Annotated in this window: 12 protein-coding genes and 1 riboswitch; of the genes, 1 reads left to right on the top strand and 11 read right to left on the bottom strand. The window is 32.4% G+C overall.

Annotation, left to right across the window (positions count from 1 at the left end):
• Positions 1-30: 30 nt before the first annotated feature.
• Together Ctaglu_RS07045 and Ctaglu_RS07050 are read right to left on the bottom strand one after the other, a co-directional pair.
• The gene (locus Ctaglu_RS07045; protein ID WP_124999487.1) at positions 31-1,356 is read right to left on the bottom strand and encodes a cobyrinic acid a,c-diamide synthase CobB; all 1,326 of its coding nucleotides are present in this window, start codon (positions 1,354-1,356) and stop codon (positions 31-33) included.
• A 179-nt stretch (positions 1,357-1,535) separates the two neighbouring features.
• Positions 1,536-2,642, bottom strand: a complete 1,107-nt coding sequence (locus tag Ctaglu_RS07050) for a pyridoxal phosphate-dependent aminotransferase (RefSeq protein ID WP_124999489.1) — start codon at positions 2,640-2,642, stop codon at positions 1,536-1,538.
• Positions 2,643-2,805: 163 nt separating this feature from the next.
• Positions 2,806-2,939, bottom strand: a riboswitch (cobalamin riboswitch).
• Positions 2,940-3,071: 132 nt separating this feature from the next.
• Here Ctaglu_RS07050 and Ctaglu_RS07055 point away from each other — a divergent pair.
• Complete coding sequence (locus Ctaglu_RS07055) at positions 3,072-3,986, top strand: transposase (RefSeq protein WP_124999491.1); 915 nt, start codon at positions 3,072-3,074, stop codon at positions 3,984-3,986.
• A gap of 241 nt (positions 3,987-4,227) precedes the next feature.
• Here the strand turns inward: Ctaglu_RS07055 and cobS are convergent, their stop codons facing one another.
• From cobS to Ctaglu_RS07100, 9 genes are all read right to left on the bottom strand, one after another.
• Positions 4,228-4,980: an adenosylcobinamide-GDP ribazoletransferase gene (gene cobS / locus Ctaglu_RS07060; protein WP_124999493.1), complete on the bottom strand. Its 753-nt coding sequence runs from the start codon at positions 4,978-4,980 to the stop codon at positions 4,228-4,230.
• Between the two features lie 34 nt (positions 4,981-5,014).
• On the bottom strand, positions 5,015-5,620 hold the full coding sequence (gene cobC / locus Ctaglu_RS07065; protein ID WP_124999495.1) for an alpha-ribazole phosphatase: 606 nt from the start codon (positions 5,618-5,620) through the stop codon (positions 5,015-5,017).
• On the bottom strand, positions 5,617-6,720 hold the full coding sequence (gene cobT, locus Ctaglu_RS07070; protein ID WP_124999497.1) for a nicotinate-nucleotide--dimethylbenzimidazole phosphoribosyltransferase: 1,104 nt from the start codon (positions 6,718-6,720) through the stop codon (positions 5,617-5,619). Before cobT ends, cobC begins: the two co-directional genes overlap by 4 nt.
• A 152-nt stretch (positions 6,721-6,872) precedes the next feature.
• Complete coding sequence (locus Ctaglu_RS07075) at positions 6,873-7,133, bottom strand: DUF3892 domain-containing protein (RefSeq protein WP_124999499.1); 261 nt, start codon at positions 7,131-7,133, stop codon at positions 6,873-6,875.
• A gap of 314 nt (positions 7,134-7,447) precedes the next feature.
• The gene (gene rpsA / locus Ctaglu_RS07080) at positions 7,448-8,428 is read right to left on the bottom strand and encodes a 30S ribosomal protein S1 (protein ID WP_224626530.1); all 981 of its coding nucleotides are present in this window, start codon (positions 8,426-8,428) and stop codon (positions 7,448-7,450) included.
• Between the two features lie 376 nt (positions 8,429-8,804).
• Complete coding sequence (locus Ctaglu_RS07085; protein ID WP_124999501.1) at positions 8,805-9,743, bottom strand: ABC transporter permease; 939 nt, start codon at positions 9,741-9,743, stop codon at positions 8,805-8,807.
• Positions 9,736-10,818 (bottom strand): ABC transporter permease, encoded by a 1,083-nt coding sequence (locus Ctaglu_RS07090; protein WP_124999503.1) that lies wholly within the window; start codon positions 10,816-10,818, stop codon positions 9,736-9,738. The genes Ctaglu_RS07085 and Ctaglu_RS07090 overlap by 8 nt, the downstream gene beginning before the upstream one ends.
• Positions 10,819-12,336 carry an ABC transporter ATP-binding protein gene (locus tag Ctaglu_RS07095; RefSeq protein WP_124999505.1) on the bottom strand — a complete coding sequence of 506 codons (1,518 nt, stop codon included), beginning with the start codon at positions 12,334-12,336 and terminating at the stop codon, positions 10,819-10,821.
• Between the two features lie 37 nt (positions 12,337-12,373).
• Entirely contained in the window at positions 12,374-13,480 is a 1,107-nt protein-coding gene (locus Ctaglu_RS07100; protein WP_124999507.1) for a BMP family ABC transporter substrate-binding protein, read from the bottom strand.
• Positions 13,481-13,487 lie beyond the last annotated feature (7 nt).

Consider the following 13,487-nt stretch of genomic DNA (forward strand, 5'->3'; position numbering starts at 1 on the left):
AGGAATATAGTTAATTGTTTTGCTTTTCATCTATTTAAATATTTCCTTAAACCATTCTAAATTTCCAAAAAAATGCACATGTCCATAGGCTGCTAAGGTGTTTTTCAAAGCATATCCACATTTCCAACTTTTAAGGCTACCATCATAAATCTGTTTAGAAAGTATACAGACCTTTTCCTCCTGTACCAGAACAGTAGATTTATGAAATTCATGGCAGTTTATACTCATGTTTTTGGATATAATATTATTTTCTACCTCTACCTTAATTTCTGCATATCCAAAATTCTGAAGTTTTTTTGTCAAAGTATAATAACCTTCAAAAAAACCAACTGTATTATTTGATATTGGCTCTTCCACACCTAGTTTTTCTCCTAAAGTAAGATACATTAATCCTCCACATTCCGCATAGCAACGCAGTCCATTATTAAGAGATTTTTTTATACTTTCTAGCATAGATGTATTTTGAGATAACTCTTTTATAAACACCTCTGGATATCCTCCACCTATATAAAGAAAATCAATATTACTTGGAAGCTCATCATCCTCAATTGGACTAAAGTATATAACTTGTCCCAGTTCCTCTAAAAGCTCCAAATTTTCTTTATAATAAAAACTAAAGGCTTTATCATAGGCCACAGCTATTCTTTTCCCCTTATTCTCCACATGAAAATTGTCTACATATTTTTCGCTTTCTTTAAATCCCTCTAATAATAAATTCATATCCAAATGCTTTTCTAATAACTGGGCACATATTTCAATTTTCTCTTCTAAATCCTCTACTTCACTGCTTTGAATTAACCCTAAATGCCTACTTTTTAAATCTAACCTGTCATCCTTCGGAAGATAACCTAAGACCTTCACGTTACAGTTTTCTTTAATAGCAGCTTTAAGTAAATTGTAATAACTTTCTGTTACATTGTTTAGTATTATGCCCTTTATATTAGCGTCTTTGAAATTCACTATTCCATTTATTTCTGCACAAAGAGTTGCTACCTGAGCCTTTGGAGACAATACAAGTATAATGGGCAAGTCCAAAACCTTTGATATGTGATAAGTAGAATAGGATGTATCTATACCTTTCCCATCATATAAACCCATAACACCCTCAACTACCCCTAAGTCACCATCGCCTCTAGAAAAGCTAGCTTTAACTCCCGCCTCTCCCATAAGATATAAATCTAAATTTCTTGAATCACTACCGGTTATCTTTGTATGAAAAGCTGGGTCTATATAGTCAGGGCCTACTTTGTACCCTTGTACCTTAAATCCTCTATTTTTTAGTGCTTTCATGATTCCCAGTGTTACTGTGGTTTTACCACCACCACTGCAATTCGAAGCTATAATTATACTCTTCATTTTTAATCTTCACATCCTTGTTTTGCTAAAATTGAAATAGTTTTATCGGTGTCTAATGTTTACCTGTCCCCGCTTAATTACCGTATTTGTCTCCAATGTTTACCTGTCCCCGTTTAATTATCGTATTCATCTCCATCTCCAATGTTTACCTGTCCCCATTTAATTAAACTTAATTAAACTTAAAATTTCAGACTCTCTAACATTGCCACCAATTTTTCATTGCTAGCCCTATCCTTAATAGCCAGCCTTACATACTGTTTATCAAGTCCTCTAAAATTGTCTGCTTTTCTTATTACAAAGCCTTGTTCTAGGCAAGTCTTATAAAATTCCTCTGAGTTTAGTCCTTTTTCAAAGGCTAGTCCATTTAATTTGCAAAGCACATAATTTCCATAGGTTAAAAATACTTCTTCTATAAAATAAATATTTTTCAATGATTTTAAAAACCTAGGTCTTTCGGCTCTTATCCACTCTTTGCTTTTTTCAATATATATACTATCCTTTAACACATGGCGTGCTGCAAGTTCTGCAAAGCAATTTATGTTCCATGGGTTTTGTTTTAATTTAATATTTTTTATTAAAGCAGCATTACTACTTATTCCATACCCAAACCTTATACCAGGCATTGCAAAAAATTTAGTTAAAGCTCTTATTATAAATAAACACTTGTACTTTTTAACTTCATCTACAAAACTGTGCCTGGAATCTCCCGTAAATTCAATAAAAGCCTCATCTATTATTATTACTTTATTATTACTCTCACAATATTCAAGAATTTTTTGAAACTCCCCTCTATCAATGATATTGCCATTAGGATTATTGGGATTACCTAAAACCATGGCTTCTACCTTTTGTAATTTATTTAAAATATCTTTATAATCATAGGAAAGCTGAGCATATTCATTCTTTAATAAGTCATTGTAATTAATATCCTCTTTTAAATATGAATACTCTATATTACAACCCCACTTTTTAGCATCAATCTCATACTCCACAAAAGAAGGCACAACAATTAATAAGCTTTTATGACAAGCTATAACCAAGTCAATTATTTCTGCAGCTCCGTTGCCTAAAACAAAATAGTCTTCTGGGCAATCAATGTATTCTTTTAAACCTTTTAACACATTTCTATATTGAATATCTGGATATCTTGTTAAGGCATTTATTGCTTCATCAATGTTATCAATGAAGCTTTTAGGAACCCCTAATGGATTTATATTAGAACTATAATCAATTAACTCTCGGCCCTGAAGTAATCCATCAGTATAAACGTCTCCACCATGTATCATTAAATACCTTCCTTTCTATTTATAACTTTTCAGAAGCCACCCAGCTTCTTCAATATACTATCTTTTTAAACACAAAAAAAGTAGTAAGCTTAAGATAGCGACTACTTTTTAATTAATTTATAATTAAATTAACTATATTAAAAAGCTATTTCCCTCCGAAATCTTTGTTAACATCATTTAGGCAGGTCTCCTGGCTTTTGAGGAGCTATCCTCAATTACAGTAGCGGGGGGCTGCTGCGGATTTAAACCGCATTCCCTTTTCACCTATTAAAAGGCACCTAAAATTCTATTCTATTTTAACTACAGTTTATTATAATTACGCCCTCATGTCAATAAAATGCTTGGGGACGGTTAACAACTTTTTGAACTATGAATATCTTCACCAGATAAAGTCAATAATATAAAGAATTATATAAAGAGGTGTTTTTTATGGCAAGAAAAGCAAGATTAAAAACAAATGATGCTATATATCATATTATGTGTAAAAGCATCACTGAGGTAGATTTGTTCAGAGATGATGAAGATAAGAAAAAATATTTATCCCTTGTAAAAAAATACAAAGATCTCCATCATGTTAAAATTTATGGGTACTGTCTTATGGATAACCATTCACATCTATTAATTGATGCTAATGGTGCAGATATATCCAAAGTCATGCATGGAATTAATTTTTCTTACGCAATGTACTTTAATAAAAAGTATAAAAGAGAGGGCCATCTTTTTAAAGACAGATTCAAGAGCAAAATAGTTGATAGTGATAGATACTTAAGGACTGTATCACTATATATACATAATAATCCTACAGATATAAGTGAATTTAAAGATTGTCCTGAAAAATACGCTTTTTCTAGTTTAGGAATATATATTGGAAAACGACGTGACCATTTAAACATAGTTGATTACGGATTTGTCATGGGCTTTTTTGGTAATGATCTTAAACTGGCAAGGAATTATTACTATAGCCTTGTTTTTGGATGCACCGACGAAAAATTAAAAGAAGAATTTGAATTTAAAGATGAAAAGACAAATTATAGCAGTGTACGGACAATACTTGTAAGAAACTTTAAGCCTGAAGATATCATAGAATTTATAGCAGTAAAAATGAATATAGCAAAGCTTCAACTTCATATGAAGTACAGTAGAAAACTTGTAGAAGCAAGAGCATTAACCGTTGTTTTAATGAGGAGTATCTGCAATTTGAAATCCAGTGATATATCCACACTACTTGGAAATATTACACCAGCTAGAGTATCAAAATTAAGCAGTATTGGTATAGAATTAATTAGAACTAACAAAAACTACGAAAATATCCTTGAGGAATTTATTAAATGTTACGCTCAGTGATTAATATTAAGCTTAATACCTTATTGTATATACTTTAATTTATAAAAAATTGCAAGATAATATAAAGCTATCTTTAATTAAATAAATTTGGACAAGCCTTTAAAAATACAATATCTTTTTAAGATATCTCATAAAAATAATGGAACCAAGTACTGAAAACATCATCAATTAATTAAAAGTACAAAGTTCCATAAAAACCTTGTACCAAAATATAGTTTAATTAATTGTTAACCGTCCCCGTTTAATTCATAGCTATAAATAAAATCATAATTAAAATTTCAACTAATTCATTATTAGCACCTAAACTATCTCCTGTAAGCCCTGTAATTTTGCTTTCACAAAACTTATTAAATAATAAACTTAAAAGGAGCCCTGAAGCTATTAATATAACACTTTTATTAAATCCTATTAATAAAGTCCCCAGTATAATAGTTGTAATACCTGTAATCACAACCCTTTTAACATCTATATTGCCAATAAATATATTGCCTGAGCCATTTTCTTTAGCATTTTTTCCTATAAAAGATAAAAACACTACAGTAAACCTTGCAATTACAGGCGTTGCGATTAATATAAATGGTAAATTTAATTCTATAATAGTATATACCGCTGCATATCGGGCTAACATATCAAATACTATAGCAACACTTGCATAAGTACCTACTCTACTATCCTTCATAACTTCTATTATTTTATCTTTACCACCTTTTAAGGAAAAGAAGCCATCGCAAGTATCTCCAAGTCCATCTACATGTAAGGCACCAGTAATAACTATTGGTATAATAACTACAAATACTGATGTAATATTTATTGGTAGCACTTTTATTAATATATAATAAATTAACCACTGAACAATTCCAATAAATAATCCTACCACAGGAAAAAATATAGATCCTCGTCTAAAGTTCTCTTTTTCGCATTTTAAATTTATGTTTATCGGTATACGTGTAAAAAACTGAAAAAACAGTAAAAAATCATTTAAATATTCTCTCATTTTGTTTGCTTGCAAAGACTTATCCTTGCAAACCTCACCTCTTTCCTAAATATGCGTTATGCATTATGGTATCAATATATAAATTCCCATATTCATATTTTATAACGCTTATATCTCCATTTTTACAACCAAATTTCCAAAATAAATCTATGTTTTCGTTCATAACATAACAATATATAGCTCTTATTACTCCAGAATGAGTACAAATTAAAATATTATCACATTCTAATTTTTTAATATCCTCCATAAAGTTCTTAACTCTTTCACATAGCTGAATATAACTTTCACCTCTAGGAGGTACAAATTCCATCCAATTGTTTTGCCAACAGAGACATTGCTTGGGATAGAGCGTCTTAATTTCCTCATATGTTTTTCCTTCAAAATCTCCAAAATTAGTTTCATTTATTCTATTATCCTGTATAACTTGAATTTCCGATTGTCCTAAAACCAAATTTGCCATTTCTGTGGTTCTTTTTTTATCGCTAACATATACTCTATCTAATTTTATATCATTAAAGAAAGCATTAGCTTTATTTCCTTGACTTATGCCAATTGCATTTAGACTTACATCCAAATTACCATAATATGAGCCTCTTCTATTTTCTTCCGTCTGACCATGCCTTAACAAATAAATATTCATAATTTCTCACCTAAATCGTGCCCCATGGTATTATCCCTTATATCTATATACTTTTTGCTATCCAAGGTTGCCTCTTCAAAGGTTCCCATATTATCCATTGTGAATAACGCCGCTTCGATTATATTAAAAGCAAGAGGGCACCCTGAACCTTCACCGAGTCGCATATTCAAATTTAGCATAGGTGCAAGTCCTATTTCCTTCATTATAAACGCTGCTCCAGGTTCCGCAGATAAGTGAGATGCAAATATATATTCCTTTACTAGGGGATTTAATTTATAAGCACAAAGTGCAGCTGCTGAAGCTATAAAACCATCAATAACAATAGGCACTCTATTTTTCGCAGCGGATAGGAAGCAACCACATAGTGCTGCAATGTCAAATCCTCCAACTTTTGAAAGTACATCAATAACATCATTTTTATCTGGCTTATTTACTTCAATAGCTTTTTTAACCACTCTTTTTTTATTCGTAAATTGCTGCTCCGTAATTCCTGAGCCTTTACCTACCGACATCTCTACATCAAGCCCCGAAAGAACACTTAAAATTGCTGCACTTGTGGCAGTATTTCCTACACCCATTTCACCTGTACCAAACAAATCATAGCCTTTAAGTGCCAAATCATCTATTGTTTCTATACCAATTTCTATAGCTTTTATTGTTTGCTCTTTAGTCATTGCAGGCCCCTTAATCATATTCATGGTACCGTATGCAATTTTTCTATTTACGATTTTAGGGTTATTAAAGTCTGCATCAACCCCTACATCTACAACTGTAATATCACTTCCAACAAATTTTGATAAAACATATACGCCTGTAATTTTTTTAGTGAAATTATTAGTAACCGTAGCCGTTACACTTTTAGGGCAATTAGATACTCCTTCTTCTACCACTCCATTATCGCCACACATTATAACCACATTTTTTTTATTAATCTTGTTATGTATCTCTCCAGTAATACCTGCCATTTTGGCTATAATATTCTCTATTTCACCAAGACTTCCTATAGGTTTTGTTAAACTATCAAGTCTTTCCCAAGCCTTTTTCATAGCTTCTATATTTGCCGGTTTAATGCACTGCAAAGTATTTTTTAAAATTTCCACTTGCTTATACCCCCGTTCTGATCTAAGTCTACCCCTTAATTTTAACACATAAAACTTAAATAGTGTTCAATAGTTGCATTAGTTTAATTAGTTGTTAACTGTCCCCACTTAGTTAACTTAAAAAAGCAGGGACAACCTAATGTCCCTGCTTCTTAATAGATATCGTTATCGTCTATAACTGGTAAACTGTCTAAATTATTAAATTTATCTCCATCAGGTAAACTTCTGAGAAATTCTTCACCTTTTTTTGAAGTTGATATAGAAACTCCACCTATATTGCCTTGCCTCGCCAAAAGGACTGCTTGCTCTTTTGAAACTATATCTCCATTTTCGAATTCGTAGGCTGTTATTTCTCCACTATTGTCCTTAACCACTCTACTAATCATATGAGTTGAACTTTCTTTTTTATCCATAATTACACTTCCTCCCTTAATTGATTAAACACATAAAATATGTGCTTTTTATTTTAGATGCATAACCAATGTTAAATAGATTATAAAACGAAATATCTACTTATACAGTTTTACCAATTATATAATTATTTATGATAAATATTTATATATTTATCAATAATACTAAGAGAGTTATTCCAACTTATTGTAATTCATAGTGGTTTTACTGCTAATTCTAAATAAAATATAAGAATCAAAAAAAAATAACAAGTCAATATGCTAGCATACTGACTTGTTATTTTTTCAGCTTTGTCTAAACAAAACTATGAAAGGATTTATTCAAATTTAAAATCCTTAAATTTATCTTTTAATATATCTCCTAAAGTTAAGCCTTGCTCTTCACCATTGTACTGTGAAAGATCACCATAACTTTTATCTAATGCTTCTTTAATACTTAAGCTTATTCTTCTATCTTTTTCATTTATATCACCAATTTTAACTTTTACAACATCTCCAACCTTTAATACATCAGAAACCTTTTCTATACGATCTTCTGATATTTCTGATAGATGAACAAGTCCATCTATACCTGATGGTAGTTGAACAAAAGCACCAAATTCCATTATTCTTACTACAGTTCCTTCTACTATATCATTTGTTTTATATGTGCTTGATATATTATTCCAAGGGTTTCCTGCTGCTGCTTTAAGTCCTAGAGATATTCTTCCTTTTTCTCTATCAAGATCTATTACACGAACTTCCAATTCCTGTCCAACAGATACTACCTCTGATGGATCTTGAACTCTTTTCCATGATAATTCTGAAATGTGAATAAGACCATCAACGCCACCTAAATCTACAAAAGCACCAAATTTAGCGAGTCTAGTTACAACGCCTTTTCTCATGTCGCCCTTTTTAAGTTCATCCCAAACTAAATTTCCCTTAGCTTCATTTTCTTCTTTTTCTATAGCTTTTCTAGATAAAACTAATTTTTTGTTTTCTTTCTCTAATTCAATTATCTTAACTTCCATAGTTTTTCCTTTAAAATCTTGTAAATTTTCTATGTAAGCATTTGACATTTGTGAAGCAGGTATAAACGCTCTAATTCCGTCAACATCAGCAGTAGCTCCGCCTTTTACTATTTCATTAATAGTAATTTCAAAAGTTTTATTTTCATCTAAAATTCCTTGCAATTTTTCCCATACTTTATCGCTATCTCCAGCGTTTGTAGAATCCATAGATTCCTCAATACTGCCCATCACGTCTTTCATTGATATTTCTTCTTTATTTTCTGTTGTTAAATTTTCTGTTGTCATATAATACACTCCTTCTATTAAATAATTATTATTAAAACTATCCTTGAACTACCTATTTAGAATAATATTTCATTCTATATATGCTTATTCAAATCATGGTTATTTTGATGATTTCATAGACCGAACATAAAATCAGTTTTGTTTATCTGACTTTCTTATCATTGTTACCATTTAAATATCACACTATCCATTATACACAAAAAAATCATAAAATACAAAGTTGTTTGAAATTATTCATAAAATAGTTGGGGACGGTTAACAACTATTGGAACTATTTGCATTTAAAAGTGCATTAATTGTTAACTGTCCCCATGATTTCATGATTTTAAAAGTGCCGGCAATGTTAAATATTTCCTAACATTGCCATCACTGGCGTTTATCTTTCTTCCCTAAAATAAGCATTAGAAAGTCCAGCCGGTGGTGAATTTTTGCTAGATTTCTTCATGGACACTATTACCAAAATTATTATTGTAACTATATAAGGTAGCAAATCAATAAGATATTGGTTTACCGCAAAATTAGGTAGGCCCTGAAGTCTAAATCCTAATATGTCAAGACCACCAAATAGGTATGCGCCTATAAGTGCTCTATGAGGCCTCCAAGTAGCAAAAATCACTAAGGCCACTGCTATCCACCCTCTGCCTGCTGTTACATTCTCCTGCCAAGCTGGTACATAAACAAGGGATAGGTATGCTCCACCAAGACCGCAAAGAGCTCCGCCTATTAAGGTATTAACATATTTATATAAATTAACATTTATACTAGCTGCATCAGCAGCTGCTGGATTTTCTCCCACTGCCATGGTATTTAAGCCCTTAGCAGTTTTATATAAATATATAAACAAAAGTAGGGTTATAATATATCCAAGATATACAAATACATCTTGATTAAAAAATATATCGCCTATAAAAGGTATATCGCCTATTAGAGGAATTCTTTTAGGCACAAAAAATGTTTTAATTTTATCTGGGGTAACTTGCCCTATCAATTTTTTGCCTACCATACTTGAAAACCCAGTTCCAAATATAGTTAGTGTAAGCCCACATACAACTTGATTTGCTCTTAGTGTTATAGTTAAGAATGCATAAATCAGTGCACCAAAGCCTCCCGCAATCGCTGCAGCCAACATTGCTATAATTGGGCTTCCTGTACTTAAACCTGCCATAAATCCAATGACAGAGCCCATAAGCATCATACCTTCTACACCTAAATTAAGATTACCTACTTTTTCAGTTAATATTTCACCTAAGGTAGCAAAAAGTAAAGGCGTACCAGCTACAACTGCAGCGGCTAAAAATGTTGTTATACTATTCATTTTTATTACCTCCCTTTTTCTGAAAATTTACAGTTCGAAAATTTATTTTGTATCTAGTAAAGAATTCGCTGCCCAATACGAAAAACAGTATTACAGCCTGTATTAGCTGTGCCGCCGCTTGAGGTATTCCAAAGGCTGTTTGAATAAATGAGGCTCCCTGTAAAAGTGCCGCAAAAAGTATAGATACTATTACTATAATAGGTGCACTTAAGGCTGAAAGCCAAGCTATAATTATAGCTGTAAATCCAGCACCACCTGCCACCTCCGCAGTCAAGGTTCTACTAACTGCTGATGCTTGAATTACGCCAGCGATTCCACATAGAGCGCCACTTAAGAATATAGCTATATACATGGTTTTTCTAATTTTAATCCCTGCATATATTGCTGTTTTTTCACTTTCACCAAGCACCGCAATTTCATAGCCCTTTTTAGTATATTTCATGAAAATATAAACTAGAATAACAAGTATAATTGCAATTATCCATCCCATATGTATGCCAAAAACATCTGGTAACGTTGCATTTGGAGAAAAATTAGGTATTTTAGGGAAACCCATTGCCCTTTTATCCTTCCAAGGTCCATATTGCAAATAGGTGATGAATTTTAAAGCTATGTAATTTAGCATTAAGGTTACAATGGTCTCATTAGTTTTCCATTTACCTTTAAGTAGGGCTGCAATTAATGCCCATAAGCCACCACCGAGTATTCCTGCGCAAAACATTAAGAGTAATAGTGGAAATTTATCCATATGAGGAAATTTTAAAGCAAAAAAGCTAGCGGCAAAAGCTCCCATAACTATTTGCCCTTCTCCACCAATATTCCAAAATTGCATTTTGAAGGCTATAGATATACCAAGTGAAGTTATAATAAGTGGTATTGCCTTAATAAGTGTTTGCTTAATACTATAAGTAGAGCCAAGGCTACCATCTATAATCGCAGCGTATACATCTATTGGATTAAGTTTAATTACTAGCAAAAACATGCCTAATACCAAAAGGGATAGGAGAATTGCAATGCATCTGATTTTAAAATTATCAGTTTTACTTATTTCAGCTTTTTTAACAATGTGCATCATCTATATCCCCTCCTCAACTGTTTTTCCCACCATCATCATACCAATTTTTTCTCTTGAAGCATCCACTGCAGAAACAATGCCAGTTACCTCACCATGACAAATTACCATAATCCTATCACATAATTGAATTAACACATCCAAATCTTCTCCAATGAATAATACCGCAGTTCCTTTTTTCTTTTCTTCATTTATTAGGTCGTAAATTGTATAACATGTATTAATATCCAGACCTCTTACGGCATATGCCATAATAAGTATTTTTGGGTACATGCTTAATTCTCTTCCCACTAATATTTTTTGAATATTTCCACCGGATAAATATTTTATAGGATGATATATGTCTGGTGTTTTAATTTCAAACTCATCCACCATTTTTCTTGCCTTTTCAATGACTGGTTTTCTATCTATAAATAGTCCTTTTTGTTTATGATAATCCTTTAGTAAAAGGTTATCCACCATGTCCAAGGACGCAACAAGGCCCATGCCTAATCTATCCTCTGGTATAAAGCTCATGCTTATACCTTTATTAATAATATCTCTAGGAGATTCCCCTACCAAGTTCTCCCCTTCAAGAAATATTTCGCCACCAGCTACCTTCTCGATTCCTGCAATGGCTTCACATAATTCCTTTTGTCCACTACCAGCAATTCCAGCTACACCAAGAATTTCACCGCGTCTTAAGCTGAAACTCATATTTTTAATTATTTCTGCCTTTTCAGCGTTTAACACTTTCAAATCTTTTACCTGCAGCAATATTTCTCCTGGCTCTTTGTCAACACGATTTATAGATAAATCCGCCCTGCGTCCCATCATTAGTTCTGTTAGATATTTTGGTGTGGCATTTTCTTTTTCCACGGTTTTTACAGCTTCACCTTTTCTTAAAACAGTAATTCTGTCACAGATTTCCATTACTTCATCCATTTTATGGCTTATAAATATAATTGCACAACCTTGCTGCTTCATCTTTTTCATTATCTTGAATAATTTAGCTGTTTCACTTTGCGTAAATACTGTGGTAGGCTCATCTAATACCAAAATATCAGCACCTCTATAAAGCACCTTTAATATTTCAAGATTTTGCCTCTCTCCAACTGCCATATCACAAACATATTTGTTTATATCTATCTCCAACTGAAATTTTTCACATATATCAACAATTTTTTTAACTTCTAACTTGTCCTTAAAAAATATGCCACTATTTTGACCTAGTAATATATTTTGCTTGGCAGTCATTTCCTCAACTAATTTAAAATGTTGATAAATCATTCCTACTCCAGCTTTTATGGCATCCTTGGGGCAAGTGAAATTCATATTTTTCCCATGAATAAAAATAGAACCGCTATCAGGGGTATATACCCCTGATAGCATGTTCATAAGAGTGCTTTTACCTGCTCCATTTTCACCTAAAAGTGCATGGATTTCTCCACCATGCACCGTTAAATTCATATTCACATTAGCTACTACTTTTCCGAAGGTCTTACTAATATTTTCTATAGATACATAAGGGATTTTATCCATATTTTAGTTCTCCTGTCCTTAATATTTTAAATATATATTATTTTTCTATTTTTCCTTCTACTCCTTTAACAAACCAATTGAATTGTAATAATTCTCCATCAGTCATAACTTTACCCTTTGCAACTTTAACTGCTCCACTTTGATCTTTTAGTGGACCTACAAATATTTTATTTTTACCGCTTATAATAGCTGCCTTACCAGTTTCTACAGCATCTTTTGCTCCAGTTGGTGCATTTGCCGTTAGTGGTGCAAGAGACACAATTCCAGACTCTAAGCCTTTCCAATAACTTCCTGATTTCCAAGTACCTGCTTGAATAGCTTTTATTTGCTCAACATAATATGGTGTCCAATTCCAAACTGGTGATGTCATGTATGCTTTAGGTGCTTTAGCTTGCATATCTGTATTATACCCGATGGCAGATATTCCAGCTTCTTCTGCTGCTTGTAATGGTCCTGCAGTGTCTTGATGCTGAGTAATTACGTCTACACCTTCGGCAATTAGTGCTTTTCCTGCTTCTTTTTCTCTAGCTGGGTCATACCAAGTATTAGTCCATTTTACCTTTACTATTGCTTCTGGTTTCACCGATTGTACCCCTAGTGCAAAAGCATTGATTCCTCTTACTACTTCTGGAATTGGATGTGCTGCTACATATCCTATTTTATTAGTTTTAGTTTTCATTCCAGCAACCTTACCTGAAAGATATCTCGCTTGATACATACGTCCAAAATAATTTGACATATTTTCTGATGTTTTGTATCCAGATGCATGAAGATATTTAACATCAGGGTGCTTTGCCGCAGAGGCTTCCATCCCATCCATAAAGCCAAAGCTTGTTCCTACAATAACATTTGCTCCTCCATTAATCATTTCTTCGCATACCTTTTCTACTTCTGCTAAATCCTCTTTTACTGATTCTTTAAATAGCGTCTTTACACCCAGTTGTTTTTCAAGCTCTTTTCTTGCAATATCATGAGAATAAGTCCACCCTTCATCTCCTACTGGTCCTACATATATAAATCCTACCTTTATTTCTTTTTTCACAGTATCTTTTGTCTCAGTTTTTTTCTCACTACCACATCCAACTAAGGCTAAAGACATAATTAATGTAAATGCTATTAGTAAGCTTCCTAATTTTTTTTTCATTATAAAT

The organism is Clostridium tagluense, assembly GCF_003865095.1.
GTDB lineage: Bacteria > Bacillota > Clostridia > Clostridiales > Clostridiaceae > Clostridium_AD > Clostridium_AD tagluense.

Bases quoted from the DNA above. Each gene is read 5' to 3' on its own strand.
- Ctaglu_RS07045 (WP_124999487.1), bottom strand. From the start codon at position 1,356: ATGAAGAGTATAATTATAGCTTCGAATTGCAGTGGTGGTGGTAAAACC.
- Ctaglu_RS07050 (WP_124999489.1), bottom strand. From the start codon at position 2,642: ATGATACATGGTGGAGACGTTTATACTGATGGATTACTTCAGGGCCGA.
- Ctaglu_RS07055 (WP_124999491.1), top strand. From the start codon at position 3,072: ATGGCAAGAAAAGCAAGATTAAAAACAAATGATGCTATATATCATATT.
- cobS (WP_124999493.1), bottom strand. From the start codon at position 4,980: ATGAGAGAATATTTAAATGATTTTTTACTGTTTTTTCAGTTTTTTACA.
- cobC (WP_124999495.1), bottom strand. From the start codon at position 5,620: ATGAATATTTATTTGTTAAGGCATGGTCAGACGGAAGAAAATAGAAGA.
- Ctaglu_RS07075 (WP_124999499.1), bottom strand. From the start codon at position 7,133: ATGGATAAAAAAGAAAGTTCAACTCATATGATTAGTAGAGTGGTTAAG.
- rpsA (WP_224626530.1), bottom strand. From the start codon at position 8,428: ATGACAACAGAAAATTTAACAACAGAAAATAAAGAAGAAATATCAATG.
- Ctaglu_RS07085 (WP_124999501.1), bottom strand. From the start codon at position 9,743: ATGAATAGTATAACAACATTTTTAGCCGCTGCAGTTGTAGCTGGTACG.
- Ctaglu_RS07090 (WP_124999503.1), bottom strand. From the start codon at position 10,818: ATGATGCACATTGTTAAAAAAGCTGAAATAAGTAAAACTGATAATTTT.
- Ctaglu_RS07095 (WP_124999505.1), bottom strand. From the start codon at position 12,336: ATGGATAAAATCCCTTATGTATCTATAGAAAATATTAGTAAGACCTTC.
- Ctaglu_RS07100 (WP_124999507.1), bottom strand. From the start codon at position 13,480: ATGAAAAAAAAATTAGGAAGCTTACTAATAGCATTTACATTAATTATG.